At 59.3% G+C, this 17,698-nt stretch carries 16 protein-coding genes; 5 read left to right on the plus strand and 11 right to left on the minus strand.

Annotated elements, in window-relative coordinates; all coding sequences use genetic code 11:
• Positions 1-103: 103 nt before the first annotated feature.
• Complete coding sequence (locus AC1RBR_RS25015; RefSeq protein ID WP_492567007.1) at positions 104-841, minus strand: substrate-binding periplasmic protein; 738 nt, start codon at positions 839-841, stop codon at positions 104-106.
• 256 nt (positions 842-1,097) lie between these two features.
• On the opposite strand from AC1RBR_RS25015, the gene AC1RBR_RS25020 reads away from it, so the two are divergent.
• Positions 1,098-1,550, plus strand: coding sequence for a GNAT family N-acetyltransferase (locus AC1RBR_RS25020; RefSeq protein WP_492567009.1), 453 nt, complete (start codon positions 1,098-1,100; stop codon positions 1,548-1,550).
• A 115-nt stretch (positions 1,551-1,665) separates the two neighbouring features.
• Here the strand turns inward: AC1RBR_RS25020 and AC1RBR_RS25025 are convergent, their stop codons facing one another.
• The 3 genes from AC1RBR_RS25025 to AC1RBR_RS25035 all read right to left on the minus strand — a co-directional run bounded on the left by AC1RBR_RS25025 (position 1,666) and on the right by AC1RBR_RS25035 (position 4,721).
• Positions 1,666-1,962 carry a winged helix-turn-helix domain-containing protein gene (locus tag AC1RBR_RS25025; RefSeq protein WP_003229005.1) on the minus strand — a complete coding sequence of 99 codons (297 nt, stop codon included), beginning with the start codon at positions 1,960-1,962 and terminating at the stop codon, positions 1,666-1,668.
• Between the two features lie 100 nt (positions 1,963-2,062).
• A complete protein-coding gene (locus AC1RBR_RS25030; RefSeq protein WP_481395966.1) occupies positions 2,063-2,554 on the minus strand; it encodes a M48 metallopeptidase family protein in 492 nt (163 codons plus the stop codon).
• Between the two features lie 43 nt (positions 2,555-2,597).
• Positions 2,598-4,721 (minus strand): EAL domain-containing protein, encoded by a 2,124-nt coding sequence (locus AC1RBR_RS25035; protein ID WP_115985982.1) that lies wholly within the window; start codon positions 4,719-4,721, stop codon positions 2,598-2,600.
• 334 nt (positions 4,722-5,055) lie between these two features.
• Here AC1RBR_RS25035 and AC1RBR_RS25040 point away from each other — a divergent pair, with 334 nt between their 5' ends.
• Positions 5,056-5,724 carry a polysaccharide lyase family 7 protein gene (locus AC1RBR_RS25040; protein WP_096795728.1) on the plus strand — a complete coding sequence of 223 codons (669 nt, stop codon included), beginning with the start codon at positions 5,056-5,058 and terminating at the stop codon, positions 5,722-5,724.
• An 85-nt stretch (positions 5,725-5,809) separates the two neighbouring features.
• Here the strand turns inward: AC1RBR_RS25040 and AC1RBR_RS25045 are convergent, their stop codons facing one another.
• The 7 genes from AC1RBR_RS25045 to tkt form a co-directional block, all read right to left on the minus strand.
• Positions 5,810-6,235 (minus strand): hypothetical protein, encoded by a 426-nt coding sequence (locus tag AC1RBR_RS25045; RefSeq protein WP_492567011.1) that lies wholly within the window; start codon positions 6,233-6,235, stop codon positions 5,810-5,812.
• Positions 6,236-6,854: 619 nt separating this feature from the next.
• On the minus strand, positions 6,855-7,919 hold the full coding sequence (fba, locus tag AC1RBR_RS25050; RefSeq protein ID WP_003229012.1) for a class II fructose-bisphosphate aldolase: 1,065 nt from the start codon (positions 7,917-7,919) through the stop codon (positions 6,855-6,857).
• A 263-nt stretch (positions 7,920-8,182) separates the two neighbouring features.
• Positions 8,183-8,515 carry an MliC family protein gene (locus AC1RBR_RS25055; protein ID WP_492567013.1) on the minus strand — a complete coding sequence of 111 codons (333 nt, stop codon included), beginning with the start codon at positions 8,513-8,515 and terminating at the stop codon, positions 8,183-8,185.
• A gap of 57 nt (positions 8,516-8,572) precedes the next feature.
• Positions 8,573-8,794 carry a hypothetical protein gene (locus AC1RBR_RS25060; RefSeq protein ID WP_095137496.1) on the minus strand — a complete coding sequence of 74 codons (222 nt, stop codon included), beginning with the start codon at positions 8,792-8,794 and terminating at the stop codon, positions 8,573-8,575.
• Positions 8,795-8,828: 34 nt separating this feature from the next.
• Positions 8,829-9,992: a phosphoglycerate kinase gene (locus AC1RBR_RS25065; protein WP_007961877.1), complete on the minus strand. Its 1,164-nt coding sequence runs from the start codon at positions 9,990-9,992 to the stop codon at positions 8,829-8,831.
• A gap of 26 nt (positions 9,993-10,018) precedes the next feature.
• Entirely contained in the window at positions 10,019-11,077 is a 1,059-nt protein-coding gene (epd, locus tag AC1RBR_RS25070; RefSeq protein WP_492567015.1) for an erythrose-4-phosphate dehydrogenase, read from the minus strand.
• Between the two features lie 180 nt (positions 11,078-11,257).
• Positions 11,258-13,255: a transketolase gene (gene tkt, locus AC1RBR_RS25075; protein ID WP_492567017.1), complete on the minus strand. Its 1,998-nt coding sequence runs from the start codon at positions 13,253-13,255 to the stop codon at positions 11,258-11,260.
• Between the two features lie 258 nt (positions 13,256-13,513).
• On the opposite strand from tkt, the gene AC1RBR_RS25080 reads away from it, so the two are divergent.
• The 3 genes from AC1RBR_RS25080 to ligB all read left to right on the plus strand — a co-directional run bounded on the left by AC1RBR_RS25080 (position 13,514) and on the right by ligB (position 17,628).
• Positions 13,514-14,509 (plus strand): ArsR/SmtB family transcription factor, encoded by a 996-nt coding sequence (locus tag AC1RBR_RS25080; protein WP_095137499.1) that lies wholly within the window; start codon positions 13,514-13,516, stop codon positions 14,507-14,509.
• Between the two features lie 18 nt (positions 14,510-14,527).
• The gene (gene metK / locus AC1RBR_RS25085; protein WP_003229025.1) at positions 14,528-15,718 is read left to right on the plus strand and encodes a methionine adenosyltransferase; all 1,191 of its coding nucleotides are present in this window, start codon (positions 14,528-14,530) and stop codon (positions 15,716-15,718) included.
• A 233-nt stretch (positions 15,719-15,951) separates the two neighbouring features.
• The gene (gene ligB, locus AC1RBR_RS25090) at positions 15,952-17,628 is read left to right on the plus strand and encodes an NAD-dependent DNA ligase LigB (protein ID WP_492567019.1); all 1,677 of its coding nucleotides are present in this window, start codon (positions 15,952-15,954) and stop codon (positions 17,626-17,628) included.
• The last annotated feature ends 70 nt before the right edge of the window (positions 17,629-17,698 follow it).

The raw sequence follows: 17,698 nt of genomic DNA on the forward strand, positions 1-17,698 counted from the left end.
ATCGCGAGCAGGCTCACTCCTACAAGGGAACGCATTTCAAACTGTAGGAGTGAGCCTGCTCGCGATAGGGCCATCAGCCACTTAACAAATTCCGGATCAGCTTCTACATCCCATGCTGGCGCAGCAACTTGTCATAACTCCCGTCCGCTTTCATCGCCGCAATCGCCTTATCGAACCCGGCCACAATCTGCTCATGCTGCGGATTCTTCAGACTCACCAGAATATGCAGGCTGTTCTCGCTCAACGGCTTGGGCAGAAACTCCACGGAGTTGCGCACTTTCGATGATTCGCGGGCCAGGTAATAGCGCGCGACGTATTCATCTTCCAGGGTCAGCTTGACCCGGTCCGCCGCCAGCATGCGCACGGCCATGGCGAAGTTATGCACAGGGACTTTCTCCAGTGCGGTATCGGCATCGAAGGCCTGCGAGTAGGCATAACCGCGCACCACCGCCACCGGGTAGGTGTGCAGTTGTTCCAGGCTGCCGTACTCCAGCGGCGTGTCCTTGCGCTTGAGAAAGCGGATGCGGTTGAGCAGGTATTCGCCAGAGAACTGGCCGATTTTTTTCCGCTCGTCGTTGTACCAGGCGTTGACCAGTACGTCGTAACGCCCTTCGCCAACGCCCAGCAGCGCCCGCGCCCAAGGTACCTGTTCATAGTCGCTGGCGTAACCGGCCCGCGCCAGCGCGGTGCTGACGATGTCGGTGGCCAGGCCACCGTTGACCAGCGTGTCGTCGGTAAAGGGCGGCCAGATATCAAACACCAGTCGCAACTTCTGCGCTGAGGCGGTTTGGGCCAGCAAGAGCAGTCCGATCAACGCAAAGGCTCGATGCAGTCGCGGCATGCTTGAAAATCCTTAGCGGGCGGGCTGCCCGGCGTGTTTTCAGTCAAAACCCCAAGGCCCCATACCGGCGAAACCCAGGCCCTAACAGTAGCTCATTGAAGCCAGCGCACAGCGCTTTCCAGCAGATTACACAAAGCCGAGACGGTCGCGAGAAAGGAATGATGGCATTTTGACCTTTGTCACAGACTGTTCCGCCATACAGACATCCAGCGCCTGTGCCCTTAGTATCGGGCGACGGAGTTCAAGGAGTCGGAAGATGACAATCGAGTGGATCTGCAAGCATCACAGCGATCTGGACAAAGAAGAGTTGTACGCGCTGCTGAAACTGCGCTCGGACGTATTTGTGGTCGAACAGAAATGCGCCTACCCGGACCTCGATGGCCAGGATCTGGTTGGCGATACTCATCACTTGATGGGCTGGGAAGACGATCAGTTGATCGCTTATCTGCGCCTGCTCGACCCCCAGTCCCAGGGCGGTGACGTGGTGATCGGCCGCGTGATCATTGCGCCGCAGGGCCGTGGTAAAGGGCTGGGGCATGTGATGATGGAACACGCGCTGAAACAGGCCGGGAAGCACTGGCCGCAGGTACCGATCTATCTGTCGGCGCAGGCGCATTTGCAGGGGTACTACGGCAGGTACGGGTTTGTGGTGGCGGGTGAGGAGTATCTGGAGGATGACATTCCGCATATAGGCATGCGTCGTCCTTGAGGGCCCCTTCGCGAGCAAGCCCGCTCCCACATTTGATTGCATTCCATCTGAAAGAACTCGATCGACTGTGGGAGCGGGCTTGCTCGCGAAGGCGTCAGCTCAGGCACTGCAAAACTCAGGGATACTCCAGCACAGCCTTGATCTGCCGCAGATTACGCTCGATCCACCCGCGATCAATCGCCCCCCACTCGCGAATCCGATAGCGCCCGGCATGATTGCGCGCGCCCTCTTCCTGCTCGAATTCACAGACGATATCCAGATCCGCCAGCGCGGCGATCGTGTCCTGCGCCGTGCGCCGGGGCATGCCGGTCACTTCGGTCAGCGCCGGAACGCTTGGGGCCAGGCCACTGTCGATCAGGTAGGCCACGTACAGGCGCCGGTAAAAGCTGCTTTTGGTCTTGCTTACGTCCATCTAAACACTCCCAACGTTAAAAGATCGCAGCCTGCGGCAGCTCCTACATGAGATCGCAGCCCAACTGTAGGAGCTGCCGCAGGCTGCGATCTTTTGATCTTCATTGCATATCGCGCCACGTCAGGTACACCCGCAGATCGAACTCGATCTGGTGATACCCCGGCAGCATGTGTTCACACAATTTATAGAAGGCCTTGTTGTGATCCGACTCCTTGAAGTGCGCCAGTTCATGCACGACGATCATTTTCAGGAACTCGGGCGCCGCCTCCTTGAACAGCGAGGCGATGCGAATCTCTTTCTTGGCCTTGAGCTTGCCGCCCTGCACCCTTGACACCGTGGTGTGCAGGCCCAGCGCGCGGTGCGTCAGGTCGAGGCGGTTGTCGAACAGCACCTTGTCGATGGCCGGTGCGTTGCGCAGGTATTCCTGCTTCAGGTCCAGCGCGTAGCTGTACAGCGCCTTGTCGCTCTGCACATCGTGACGCCCCGGATAGCGTTGGCTCAGGTAGTCACCCAGACGCTGTTCGGCGATCAGTTGGCGCACCTGATCCTGCAATTGCGCGGGATAGGCCTGGAGGTATTTCAACGCAGTCATGGACACGGCAACACGGTTCGAAAAGAGCGCCAGTGTAGCGAATTCAAACCGGCAGCGCGCTCCAGTCAAAGGGCTCGGCGAAGCTCGCGGCAGCTTCGGAGGTCAGCGGGTGCGCCACCAGGAAACCCTGCACATATTCGCAGCCATGCGCTTGCAGCCATTGATACTGCTCGATGGTTTCCACGCCTTCGGCGATCACCAGCAAACCGTACTGTTTACACAGATTGATCACGTTGCTGACCAGCGCCGCGTCGCGCGTCGAATCCGGCAGGCGCGCAATCAGGTGTCGATCAAGCTTGAGCGTGTCCAGCTCCAGATCACGCAGATGCGCCAGCGAACACGGCCCCGAACCAAAATCATCCAAAGCCACCCGCACCCCGAGATTACGCAGCAGGCGCAACTGTTTGCGGGTCTCGTCGGGGTTGTGCATCAGCGCGTCTTCGGTGACTTCGACCTCCAGTTGCCGTGGCTGCAGCGCGTGCCGCTCCAGCACCTGGCGCAACTCGGTGACCAGATTCGGCAGACCGAACTGGGTGTTGCTCAAACTCACGCCGAGCACCAGATCCTCGGCAAACAACGTTTCCCAGGCTTTGCGCTGGCCGGCGCCGCGATGATAGATCCAGCTGCCGAGCCGGCTGATCAACCGTGCCTCTTCCAGCAACGGCAGGAACAGCCCCGGCGGTACATCGCCGACGCTCGGATGCTGCCAGCGCAACAACGCCTCGAAACCGCGGATCTGCCCGCTGTCGATCGCCACCTGCGGCTGATACACCAGATTGAAATCACGGTTCTCGATGGCGTTGCGCACGCTCTCTTCGAGCATCAGCCGCGAGCGCGCGCGGCCGTTCATTTCGTGATCATAAAAGCGATATTGCTGACGCCCGGCGCGCTTGGCTTCATACATGGCAATGTCGGAGGCGCGCAGCAAGCCATCGAGGTTCGAGCCGCAGTCCGGGTAGGTGGCGATGCCGATGCTCGCGCCGAGGGCAATATCCAATCCCTCGATCTGCTGACAGACCGATACCCGTTCGATGAGTTTCTCGGCAATCTTCGCCGCCTGCTCGGGGAACTCCAGATCAAGCAATGCCGTGAACTCGTCACCGCCCATGCGCGCGAGAATATCGAACGGCCTTAAGCACGCCTTCAACTGCTCGGAGACCCAGCGCAGCACCCGGTCGCCGGCATCATGCCCAAGGGAATCATTGACACGTTTGAAACCATCGAGATCCAGATACAGCAGCACCCAACTGCTGTCGCTGCGTTCACCACGCAGCAGCAGGTTTTCCACCGTCTGATAGAAACCTCGGCGATTGAGCAGACCGGTCAACGGATCGGTGACCGCTTGAAATTCCAGCTGCTGATGCAGGTGACGCACCACCGACATGTCCAGCACCGTCACCACCATCGCGTGTTGCTCGGCGGGCAACGGCGCGCAGGACAACGCTACCGGCACCTGTTGCCCCGGTGCCGTGCGCAACAACGCATCGTGCAGACGCAAGGTCTCACCGCGTTTATAGCCGGCCAACAACTCGGAATCGGCCCACAGCGGGATGTGCGGTTTCTGCAGGTAATCGAGAAACTCCTTGCCCGCCAGCTCCTTCACCGGCGCATTCAGCAGCCGCGAAATCGCCGGGTTGGCGAAGCGGATCAAACCGTCCTCGCCGAGCACCAGAATGCCTTCCGCCGCGTTATCCAGCACCGAGGCATTGAAGGCCCGCGCGACCTCCAGATCATGACTCAGACGCTGCAAGGCGCGGCGGTTGCGCTGGTGTTCGAGCAATGCCTGGACTTTCGGCTTGAGGATCTGCGGATCGAATGGCTTGAACAGGTAATCCACCGCGCCACTGGCATAGCCCTTGATCACGGCGTCCTGCGACTGTTCGTTGGCGGTGAGGAAAATGATTGGCGTGAGGCGTGTGCGCTGACTGCCGCGCATCAGCCGCGCGACTTCAAAACCGTCCATGCCTGGCATCTGCACATCCAGCAGCACCAGATCGACGTCGTGTTCAAGCAGCAGATTGAGCGCCTCGAAGCCGGAGGCAGCGGTCATGACGTGCCAATCCTGACGCTGCAGCAACGCGCGCATGCTGATCAGGTTTTCAGGGTAATCATCAACGATCAAAAGGACAGAGCTGCCTTCACCTGGCTGGGGTTGCGCGCATTCCATGCTGCTTCTCTTGTCGGGACATCTCTTGTCGGACTATCGGCCGGTTTCCTGGGAAAACCGTACAGTTACTGAGCCATCACTCTAGTCCCGGATCTGTGAAAGCAGAAGCTGTCACGCCGCCATCATTTAGCCAAAGCTGCGATAAACCGACTAACGGTCACCCCTGCAGCCCCCGAAAACCGGCACAGATGGCATTTCGACAGGATGTTGACGCCAATCATCTGCCAAACGGGCGTTAACAAAAAACTCCTCTACGCTTATAACTGCCGCCCGAAAAGGCGCGGGCTAGAGCTTCTGGCACTCGCGTTCAGGATGAATTGAGTGGAAAACCGACATGATCGATCTCGCAACCTGGAACCTCAGCGTTCCCGTCGGCAGTCCGCCGTACACCGTCGAAACCTCCAAACTGGTGAATGGCTTCAAAGATCAGTACTTCCATTCCGACACCGGCACGCTGTTTTTCTGGTCACCGGTGACCGGGTCAAAAACCGAAAACGCCATCTACCCGCGCACCGAACTGCGCGAAACCTTCAGCAACGGCACCCTGCGCAACTGGTATTACCCGGACGCCGACAACACCTTGCGCGCAACCCTCGCGGTGAACAAGGTGCCCAGCTCGGGCAAGATCGTGATCGGCCAGATCCACGCGTATGAAAGCCAGAAGCCGATGGTGAAACTCGAATACCAGTACAAGACCAAGACCGAAACCGGCAACCTCGTCATCAAAGTGCGCATGCACCCCGATGACGACGAAAGCCGCGTCATCACCCTCGCCACCGGCATCAAACTCGACCGCGAATTCAACTACCTGATCCACCTCAGCCCCGGCGGTGCACTTGGCGTGAGCGCAGCGGGTTATCAGTGGGATTCACAAATCAGCGCGACGTGGCGCAACAAGCCGCTGTACTTCAAGGCTGGGGTGTATGTGCAGGACAACACCGGGTATACCAGTGAGGGTGGGCAGGTGACGTTTACCAAGCTGGATATTGATCACGATAAATAACACTCACATGCACCAACAGGTGATGCAAAACCCGACAAGCCGGCAGACTCCATGAGCCTGCCGGTGCGCGTTGAGTCAGTACCAACTAAGGTTCCTTCTTGTACTCAAATTTGCCCTCTGCCGAAAAGACATTCTCTTCAGAGATATCAAAGGTTCCCTCCGGATATTCGCCACTTCTTGACAATTTGAACTTACCGCTAGCGTACCGATCACCTCTTATGTCATCAATCTCCAAATGCGCGCTGACGGGTGCATCTTCTCCACCTAGCTCATAATCCTTGTCGACATCAAGGCCTGCCTTAAAGGACAATGACAAATAATACTTGTGACCTTCAAACTCTCGGTACTTTGGAAGAAGTTGAAAGGATTTTTCTTCCTTATATAAAAATCCATAATCTTTAAATTCCTTCGGATGCTCACCATACTCTTCATGCTTGTAGGTGATTTCCATAGAACCAAATAAGGAGTCGTCAACGCCAGCGTCACCTTTTATTTCTTTTTCGTTTTTCATTTCTATCTTTCCGAGGGACAAGTGAAACCCGATAGTAGGCGGCTCCATATTTCCGCACACCTGTAATATCTGACAGGTACTTATATCCCTTTGAAATAACAAATCTGCCTTTAACAAAGAAATTACTGGACAACCCGGACGTGCGACATACCAATCACTCACCCATAAGAAACCCGCCTCTCGGCGGGTTTCTTATATGGACAGCTATTGCCCAATCCATCACGATGTAAAAAAGAAGTCACATGTCTGTGGATTCTAAAGCCAGGGGCTTACTCTGGTTGCTTAGGGCGTGTGAAAGGAGCTGGCCCCTTGGAGTTTTTGAGGTCTTCCGTTTTTGGCTCAACTGGCTGGGTAGCCGGGGCCGAGCCTTTGGATTTAACGTCCTTTGTAGTCATTGCTGTGTACTCCATTACGAGGTGGAGTCTTATCTTGTGAGTATCGCTTGAGGCTGCCTACTGTCAGATCTGACAGTCATTGAGATCTATTGGGAATAAGCAAAACTCATTTAGATCAACTTATCATGCACTCCTCATGAACAGTGTCGCTACGCGAAAAAATCACACCCAAAAAAAACCCGCCTCTCGGCGGGTTTTTTATCAGCGCAGCTTAACGTTCAGGCTTAGTTAACCTTGGCGTTCAACTCACCTTTCAGATAACGCTGGAACATCGCTTCCAACGAGATCGGCTTGATCTTCGAAGCATTACCGGCAGTACCGAACGCTTCATAACGAGCGATACACACATCACGCATCGCCGTCACAGTGGCACCGAAGAATTTACGTGGATCGAATTCGCTCGGGTTGGTGGCCATCAGGCGACGCATTGCGCCGGTGGATGCCAGGCGCAGGTCGGTGTCGATGTTGACCTTGCGTACGCCGTATTTGATGCCTTCGACGATTTCTTCAACCGGTACGCCGTAGGTTTCTTTGATGTCGCCGCCGTACTGGTTAATGATCGCCAGCCACTCTTGTGGAACCGACGAGGAACCGTGCATCACCAGGTGGGTGTTCGGGATGCGCTTGTGGATTTCCTTGATGCGGTCGATCGCCAGCACGTCGCCGGTAGGTGGCTTGGTGAACTTGTAGGCGCCGTGGCTGGTGCCGATGGCGATGGCCAAGGCATCGACCTGGGTCTTCTTGACGAAGTCAGCGGCTTCTTCCGGGTCGGTCAGCATCTGGCTGTGATCCAGAACGCCTTCAGCGCCGATGCCGTCTTCTTCACCGGCCATACCGGTTTCCAGCGAACCCAGGCAGCCCAGCTCGCCTTCAACCGAAACGCCGCAGGCGTGAGCCATGGCAACAGTTTGTTGGGTAACGCGGACATTGTATTCGTAGTCGGTCGGAGTCTTACCGTCTTCGCCCAGGGAACCGTCCATCATTACCGAGCTGAAGCCCAGTTGAATGGAGCGCTGGCAGACGTCAGGGCTGGTGCCGTGGTCCTGGTGCATGCACACCGGGATGTGCGGGAATTCTTCGATCGCGGCCAGGATCAGATGACGCAGGAACGGCGCGCCAGCGTATTTGCGAGCGCCGGCCGAAGCCTGGACGATCACCGGGGAGTCAGTCTTGTCAGCGGCTTCCATGATGGCGCGCATCTGCTCAAGGTTGTTGACGTTGAAGGCTGGAACGCCGTAGCCGAACTCGGCTGCGTGGTCCAGCATCTGGCGCATGCTGATAAGTGCCATTGTGTGTGTCTCTCCCGGTTGAGGGTCGTTAATCGTGCCAGCCTGCCGGAGCGGCGGCGGCTATTCAAGTGATTGCAGATCGGGGGTCGAAGCCCGGTCTGGTGATTCGGTGTTACCAAAATCTTGTGAACAACAGAGAACCCCTGTGGGAGCGGGCTTGCTCGCGAATGCGGTTTAACATTCACCATTACGCAAGCTGATCCACCGCTTTCGCGAGCAAGCCCGCTCCCACCTTGGGATCTGTGTGAATCAATTCAATCGTGTTACTGCGCCTTGCAGCCGCGGCCGATCAGGTCATTGGTGGCGACCCAATACACCAGGCCTTCGTCACCCTTGACGTGAAACGCCAGCATGCCGTCGCTGTACAGCACGCCCGAGGCGCCCGGCTCTTCTTTCAGCCGATAGACCTGATCACCGCCGCCCAGTCGAACATCGACTTCCTTCTGGCCGGCATCGGCGTAGCGCCACAGCACTTTGGCCTGGCTGTCGCAAGTCCAGGTGGCCCAACTGTCCGCAGGTGCGGACGACTGAAACAGGTTCAACTGCGCGCAACCGCCCAACAATGCCAACGCCGTAATGGCGATCAAGCCTTTCATCCGTGTTCCTCGACTGACAACCAACGCCGCCAGCCCTGAGTTAAAGAGTCAGACCGGTCAAGGACAACCATGTTCCTTGGCCGGGGTTTGCGTCTCGTATTTGTCCAGACCGTCCGGCCCCGAGCGCTTGTTCAGCACCGGGTTGGTTTCGGCCTGCCAGTCGGCCTGGTAGCAGCCTTTGCGCGCCGCATCCGGCGCAGGCGTTGCCTCGGCCTTCGGGTTACTCCCGCAGGCCGCCAGCGTACCAGTCAGCAACAACAGCGCTAACGACTTGACCATCTGAACACTCCTTTGCCTGGCCAAACGGGCGGCCTCAGGCCTTGGCCCGGCTTTCCAGGACTTCAACGGCCGGCAGCACCTTGCCTTCGACGAATTCGAGGAACGCGCCACCACCGGTGGAAATGTAGGAGATTTGCTCGGCCACGCCATATTTATCGATGGCCGCCAGGGTGTCGCCACCACCGGCAATGGAGAACGCGGCGCTGTCGGCGATGGCCTGGGCCAGCACTTTGGTGCCGTTGCCGAACTGGTCGAATTCGAACACGCCGACCGGGCCGTTCCACAGGATGGTTTTCGACGACTTCAGCAGTTCGGCGAAGTTGGCCGCAGTTTGCGGGCCGATATCCAGGATCATGTCGTCAGCGGCAACGTCAGCGATCAGCTTGACGGTGGCTTCAGCGCTTTCAGCAAATTCCTTGGCAACCACCACGTCCACTGGCAGCGGCACGCTGACCTTGGCGGCGATGGCGCGCGCGGTGTCCAGCAGGTCCGGCTCGTACAGCGACTTGCCGACCGGGTGACCGGCGGCAGCCAGGAAGGTGTTGGCAATACCGCCGCCGACGATCAGTTGATCGCAGATCTGGCTCAGGCTGTTGAGGACGTCGAGTTTGGTCGAGACCTTGGAGCCGGCAACAATCGCAGCCATTGGCTTGGCCGGTGCGCCCAGCGCCTTGCCCAGTGCATCCAGTTCAGCGGCCAGCAACGGGCCAGCAGCCGCGACTTTGGCAAACTTGGCCACGCCGTGGGTCGAACCTTCGGCACGATGCGCGGTGCCGAAAGCGTCCATCACGAACACGTCGCACAGGGCGGCGTATTGCTGGGCCAGTTCGTCGGCGTTCTTTTTTTCGCCCTTGTTGAAGCGCACGTTTTCGAACAGCACGATGTCGCCGGCCTTGACGTCAACACCGCCCAGGTAATCGGCCACCAGGGGCACTTCGCGGCCCAGGGCCTTGCTCAGGTAGTCGGCGACTGGCTTGAGGCTGTTCTCGGCGGAGAACTCGCCTTCGGTCGGACGGCCCAGGTGTGAGCACACCATCACCGCCGCACCTTTTTCCAGGGCCAGCTTGATGGTCGGCAGCGAAGCCAGGATACGCGCATCGCTGGTGACAACACCGTCCTTGACTGGGACGTTGAGGTCTTCGCGGATCAATACGCGCTTACCTTGCAGATCGAGGTCGGACATCTTCAACACGGTCATGGGTCGCACTTCCTGAGTAGCTGTTCTTAGAGAGCAGGTTTTTTTGAAATCGCTGTTTGCAGATAGTGGTCTGCAACGTCCAGCATTCGGTTGGCAAAACCCCATTCGTTGTCGAACCAGGCCAGAATGTTCACCAGTCTGGGGCCGGAAACACGGGTCTGACTGGCATCGACGATGGCCGAATGTGGGTCATGGTTGAAATCACAGCTTGCGTGCGGCAACTCGGTGTAGGCCAGCAGGCCTTTGAGCGGGCCGTTGGTGGCGGCCTCGCGCAGGATCCGGTTGACCTCGTTGGCATCGGTCGCGGTGGCGGTCTGCATCGTGATGTCGAGGCAGGACACGTTGACCGTCGGCACGCGTACGGCTTTGGCCTGAATTCGCCCGGCAAGTTCCGGCAGCAGGCGCTCGATGCCACGCGCCAGACCAGTGGACACCGGGATCACCGACTGGAACGCCGAACGAGTGCGGCGCAGGTCTTCGTGGTGATAGGCGTCGATCACCGGCTGATCGTTCATCGCCGAGTGAATCGTGGTGATCGACACGTAATCCAGGCCGATCGCCTTGTCCAGCAGACGCAACAGCGGCACGCCGCAGTTGGTGGTACAGGACGCGTTGGACACCAGCAGCTCATCGCCAGTCAGGCAATCCTGATTGACGCCGTAGACAATGGTGGCGTCGACATCCGCCTCGCTGGCCATCGGTTGCGAGAACAGCACGCGAGGCGCGCCGGCGTTGAGGAAACGCTGGCCGTCTTCGCGGGTGTGGTAAGCGCCGGAGCATTCAAGCACCAGGTCGACGCCCAGCGCCGCCCAGTCAATACCTTCGGGGGTGGCACTGCGCAGAACCTTCACGCAGTCGCCATTAATATGCAGACAATCGCCGTCTACTCGCACTTCGCCGGGAAAGCGGCCGTGGGTGGAGTCGAAGCGTGTCAGGTATTCGATGCTGGCCATGTCCGCCAGATCGTTGATCGCGACAATTTCAAACCCGACCTTCTCGCCTCGCTCGAACAACGCACGCAAGACGCAACGACCAATCCGGCCGTAGCCGTTGAGTGCAACTTTGTAGGGACGCGGTTGAGGCATGGGGTTCTCGATTACCGTTTGATTCCGTTATTGCAGTGGTGTCTGAACCACCGATTTCGCGAGCAAGCCCGCTCCCACATTGGATCAGGGTTGTGAACACTGCTTGTGTCACACAACAAATCCCCCTGTGGGAGCGGGCTTGCTCGCGAAGGCGTCAGTCCAGACGACGCAACTTCTGGATCAGTCTTCCAGCAGCTCTTCAGCCTGACCCAGGATGTTTTCCAGGGTGAAGCCGAATTCTTCGAACAGCGCCGAAGCCGGAGCCGATTCGCCGTAGGTGGTCATGCCGATCACACGGCCTTCCAGACCGACGTACTTGAACCAGAAGTCGGCGTGAGCCGCTTCGATCGCGATACGTGCGCTGACCTGCAACGGCAGAACCGATTGCTTGTAGCCGGCGTCCTGAGCGTCGAACACGCTGGTGCACGGCATGGAAACCACGCGCACCTTGCGGCCCTGCCCGGTCAGTTTGTCGAAGGCCTGAACGGCCAGACCGACTTCCGAACCGGTCGCAATCAGGATCAGCTCAGGCTCGCCTGCGCAGTCCTTCAATACGTAGCCACCGCGGCTGATGTCGGCGATCTGGCCGGCATCGCGCTCCTGGTGCTGCAGGTTCTGGCGCGAGAAGATCAGCGCCGAAGGGCCGTCTTTACGCTCCAGCGCATTTTTCCAGGCCACCGCCGATTCAACGGCATCGGCTGGACGCCAGGTGTCGAGGTTCGGCGTGGTACGCAGGCTGGTCAGTTGCTCGATCGGCTGGTGCGTCGGGCCGTCTTCGCCCAGACCGATGGAGTCGTGGGTGTAGACGTGGATCACACGCTTCTTCATCAGCGCCGACATGCGTACCGCGTTGCGCGCATATTCCATGAACATCAGGAAGGTCGCGCCGTAAGGCACCAGGCCGCCGTGCAGGGTCACGCCGTTCATGATTGCGGTCATGCCGAACTCGCGCACGCCGTAGTACATGTAGTTGCCGCTGGCATCTTCAGCGCTGACGCCTTTGCAACCTTTCCACAGGGTCAGGTTGGAACCGGCCAGGTCAGCCGAACCGCCGAGCAGTTCCGGCAGCAGCGGGCCGAACGCGTTCAAGGTGTTCTGGCTGGCCTTACGGCTGGCGATGGTTTCGCCTTTGGCCGCCACTTCAGCGATGTAGGCCGAGGCTTTTTCCGCGAAGTCAGCCGGCAGTTCGCCGCTCAGACGACGTATCAGCTCGTTGGCTTCGGTCGGGAACGCGGCGGAGTAAGCAGCGAAACGCTGATCCCACTCGGCTTCGGCAGCGCGACCTTTTTCCTTCGCATCCCACTCGGCATAGATGTCGGCCGGGATCTCGAACGGGCCGTGGTTCCAGTTCAGCGCCTGACGGGTCAGAGCGATTTCCGCGTCACCCAGTGGAGCGCCGTGGCAATCTTCCTTGCCCTGCTTGTTCGGCGAACCGAAACCGATGGTGGTCTTGCAGCAGATCAGGGTCGGCAGCGGGCTCTTGCGCGCGGTTTCGATGGCGGTCTTGATCTCTTCCGGATCGTGACCGTCGACGTTGCGGATCACCTGCCAGTTGTAGGATTCGAAACGCTTCGGGGTGTCATCGGTGAACCAGCCTTCGACTTCGCCGTCGATGGAGATGCCGTTGTCATCGTAGAAGGCGATCAGCTTGCCCAGGCCCAGAGTACCGGCCAGGGAAGCGACTTCGTGGGAAATGCCTTCCATCATGCAGCCATCACCGAGGAACACGTAGGTGTGGTGATCAACGATGTCGTGGCCAGGACGGTTGAACTGCGCGCCCAGGACTTTTTCTGCCAGGGCGAAGCCGACGGCGTTGGCCAGACCCTGACCCAGCGGGCCGGTGGTGGTTTCAACGCCCGGGGTGTAGCCGAATTCCGGGTGACCCGGGGTGCGGCTGTGCAGTTGACGGAACTGCTTGAGGTCGTCGATCGACAGGTCGTAACCGGTCAGGTGCAGCAGCGAGTAGATCAACATCGAGCCGTGGCCGTTGGACAGCACGAAGCGGTCACGGTCGGCGAACGACGGGTTGCTCGGGTTGTGCTTGAGGTAGTCGCGCCAAAGTACTTCGGCGATATCTGCCATACCCATAGGGGCACCGGGATGGCCGCTGTTGGCTTTTTGCACGGCATCCATGCTGAGGGCACGAATGGCGTTGGCACGCTCACGACGGCTAGGCATCGCTGATCTCCTGGGTGTGAATAGATTGAAACGGAAAAAAGGAGGGCATTTTCCCTCACCGGAGCGCCTCGGGGCAATGACAGATAGTCATCCGAAGGCGTTTTTCCCGCGCTGGACGGCGGTTTCGTCTGGTGAAACCTTTCCGCTGTTCGTTTGTAGAGTTAACCAGTCAGTGAGAAGTGCCATCTATCGAGCAATATCAAAACTTTTTGATATTGCCCTTGCGGCGATTTCCCACCGTCACTAGACTGCTGCCCCATGAACTTACGCGTGCCTTCCATTCGCCATGACGATTGCGACGAGCTGGCGGCCCTGTGCAAGGCCGGTGGCGATCCGCTACGCCTGAATGTATTGCGCGCGCTGGCCAACGATTCGTTCGGCGTACTGGAACTGGCGCAGATTTTTGGTATTGGCCAGTCCGGCATGAGCCACCACCTCAAGGTGCTGGCCCAGGCCGATCTGGTAGCAACGCGCCGTGAAGGCAACGCGATTTTCTATCGTCGCGCCCTGCCTCACACCGAATTGCTGGGCGGCAAGTTGCACGCCGCATTGTTAGAAGAAGTCGACAATCTGGCGCTGCCGGACGACGTGCAGGCGCGCATCACTCAAGTCCACGGACAACGTGAAGCGGCCAGCCAGGACTTTTTCGCCAGGGTCGCGGAGAAATTCCGCGCCCAGCAAGACTTGATCGCAGGCCTGCCGCAATACCGCGACAGCGTGCTGGCCCTGCTCGACAAACTGAACTTCAATGGTGCTGCCACGGCCATTGAAGTCGGCCCCGGTGATGGTGCTTTCCTGCCGGAACTGGCCCGCCGCTTCGGCACCGTAACCGCGCTGGACAACAGCCCGGCGATGCTCGAACTGGCGCGTCAGGTATGTGAACGTGAACGGCTGGCTAACGTCAGCCTGCAATTGGCCGATGCATTGAATGGCACCAGCCTTCAGGCCGATTGCGTGGTACTGAACATGGTGCTGCACCATTTCGCCGCGCCGGCCGAAGCGCTCAAGCACATGGCCGGCCTGCTGCAACCGGGCGGTAGTCTGCTCGTGACAGAGTTATGTAGCCACAACCAGAGTTGGGCCAGGGAGGCCTGCGGTGATCTGTGGTTGGGGTTTGAACAGGACGATTTGGCCCGTTGGGCCACCGCTGCGGGACTCGCTCCCGGGGAAAGCCTCTATGTAGGCTTACGTAATGGTTTCCAGATCCAGGTTCGCCACTTTCAGCGACCGGCTGGCGACACTCACCATCGGTAAATTCAGGAAAACATCGAGATGAGCGAATACTCCCTCTTCACCTCCGAGTCCGTGTCTGAAGGACATCCGGACAAAATCGCCGACCAGATTTCCGATGCGGTGCTGGACGCCATTATTGCCCAGGACAAACACGCACGTGTGGCCGTGGAAACTCTGGTCAAGACCGGCGTTGCCATCGTTGCCGGTGAAGTGACCACCAGCGCCTGGGTCGACCTGGAGCAGATCGTTCGTGACGTGATCTGCGACATCGGCTACACCAGCTCCGAAGTCGGCTTCGACGGCGCTACCTGCGGCGTGATGAACATCATCGGCAAGCAATCCCCAGACATCAACCAGGGTGTTGACCGCGCCAAGCCTGAAGATCAGGGTGCTGGCGACCAGGGCCTGATGTTCGGCTACGCCAGCAACGAAACCGACGTGCTGATGCCAGCGCCGATCACCTTCTCGCACCAACTGGTGCAGCGTCAGGCCGAAGCCCGTAAATCGGGTCTTCTGCCTTGGCTGCGTCCGGACGCCAAGTCGCAAGTGACTTGCCGTTACGAAGGCGGCAAGGTTGTCGGTATCGACGCCGTTGTACTGTCGACCCAGCACAACCCTGAAGTGTCTTACAAAGACCTGCGCGAAGGCGTGATGGAGCTGATCGTCAAGCACGTGCTGCCTGCCGAACTGCTGAGCAAAGACACCCAGTTCCACATCAACCCGACCGGCCAGTTCATCATTGGCGGCCCGGTAGGTGACTGCGGCCTGACCGGTCGCAAGATCATCGTCGACAGCTACGGCGGCATGGCCCGTCACGGCGGCGGCGCGTTCTCCGGCAAAGATCCATCGAAGGTTGACCGTTCGGCTGCCTACGCAGGCCGTTACGTTGCCAAGAATATCGTCGCTGCCGGCCTGGCCGAGCGTTGCGAGATCCAGGTGTCCTACGCCATCGGCGTGGCTCAGCCGACTTCGATCTCGCTGAACACCTTCGGTACCGGCAAGATCAGCGATGACAAGATCATCAAGCTGGTGCGTGAAGTGTTCGACCTGCGTCCATACGCAATCACCACCATGCTCGATCTGCTGCACCCGATGTACCAGGAAACTGCAGCCTACGGCCACTTCGGTCGTGCTCCGCAGACCAAGACTGTTGGCGAAGACACCTTCACCACCTTCACCTGGGAAAAAACCGACCGCGCCGACGCTCTGCGTTCCGCTGCTGGTCTGTAAGCCTTCCCCGGCTGCAAAAAGCCCCGCACGGTTCGCGCCGTGCGGGGCTTTTTCATGCCTGAAATACCCTTCCAATATCAATAAAGAACCCTGTGGGAGCGGGCTTGCCCGCGAAGAGGCCGGCCCATGCGCCCCCTGTATGGGCACGGAAACACGATGCAAAACACCCACCCGGTGCCTCTCTGAATCCTCGCCTAGCCTTAAAGCATTCCCCCTGAGCAAGGACGCTCAAAATGCTTGCCACGCTGCGCCTGTTTTCAATTCTTTTGCTGAGTTTCACCCCTCTGATCGCCTATGCAGCCTGCCCCGACTGGTCAACCGACAAGGCGCAAATTGAAGTCTCGGCCCTGCAACAGCAAATCGACCAATGGGACGACGCCTACCACCGCGAAGGTCGCTCGCTGATTGCTGACGAACTCTACGATCAATCGCGCCTGCGGCTCACCGAATGGCGCCAGTGCTTCCAGCAGCCCGCAGCGCCCGAGCCCTTGCGCAGCGCGTCTGGCTCCATCGCGCATCCGATCGCCCACACCGGTCTGGACAAGCTTCACCAAGCGGCTGCCGTTCAAGCATGGTTAAAGGATCGTCAGGATGTCTGGGTGCAACCCAAGGTAGATGGCGTGGCGGTCACGCTGATTTACCGTCGCGGCCTGTTGCAGCAAGCGATCAGTCGCGGCGACGGTATCAGCGGCCAGGACTGGACGGCATCGGCGCAAAGGATCGCCGCCATTCCGCAACAATTGACCCAACCGCGGGACCTGTTGGTGCAGGGCGAACTCTACTGGCGCATGAATCAACATGTGCAGGCCAGCGCCGGCAGCGCCAACGCCCGCGGCACCGTTGCCGGACTGATGAGCCGTAAATCCTTGAGCACAGAACAGGCGTCCGGGATCGGCCTGTTTGCCTGGGACTGGCCGCAGGGGCCGGCGAATCTGCCCGAAAGAACAGCGGCACTGGCGACATTGGGTTTCGCCACGACGGCGCCATTCAGTCAGGCCATCGCCAACCTTGAAGAGGCGCAGCAGTGGCGTGAGCACTGGTATCGATCACCCCTGCCCTTCGCCACTGACGGCATTGTCCTGCGCCAGAGCCAGCGCCCACCGGCTGAGCGTTGGCAGGCGAGCGCGCCCTACTGGGCCGTGGCCTGGAAATACCCGTTTGCCCGGGCGCTGGCCGAGGTGCGCAAAGTGAACTTCAAAGTCGGTCGCAGCGGACGCATCACGCCGGTATTGGAGTTGTCGCCGGTGAGGCTCGATGACCGCGAGATCAAACGGGTCAGCGCCGGCTCCCTCAAGCGCTGGCAGACGCTGGATATCCGCCCCGGTGATCACGTGGCAATCAGCCTGGCCGGGCTGACCATTCCACGACTCGACAGTGTGGTGTTGCGCACCACCGAACGGGCCACCCTCGAGATTCCCGACACGCGCGATTTCCACGCCTTGAGCTGCTGGCAACCGACACCCGGTTGTGAGAGCCAGTTTCTCGCGCGCCTGACCTGGCTCAGTGGCAAGCAAGGGCTGGCGCTGCAGAATGTCGGACGCGGTACCTGGGAGAAACTTCTAGAAACAGGCCGCCTGAACAACCTGCTGGATTGGTTGACCCTCGACGAGCCAGAGCTTGCTAACATTGCCGGCTTCGGCGAGCGCAGCAGCGCACGACTGATCAACAGTTTTCACAGCGCCCGCCAACGGCCGTTCACGCAGTGGCTCAAAGCATTGGGTTTACCGCCAACCGGTCAGGCACAACTGGCCGACTCGTGGCAGGCGCTGGCACAACGCGACACCGAACAATGGCAGGCAGAAGCCGGAATCGGCCCGGGCCGCGCGGCGCAATTGAGCGCATTCTTCCGCGACCCGCAGGTGCTGGCCTTGAGTGACACATTACACGCCGCCGGAATCGACGGTTTCTGATCACGCAGTCCCCCGGCAGCCGGGAACCCAAGGGCCGTCAGACGCTCAAACAGCGCAGTGCCCCCGACCC

This window comes from Pseudomonas sp. GW823-FHT01D03 (genome assembly GCF_058798255.1).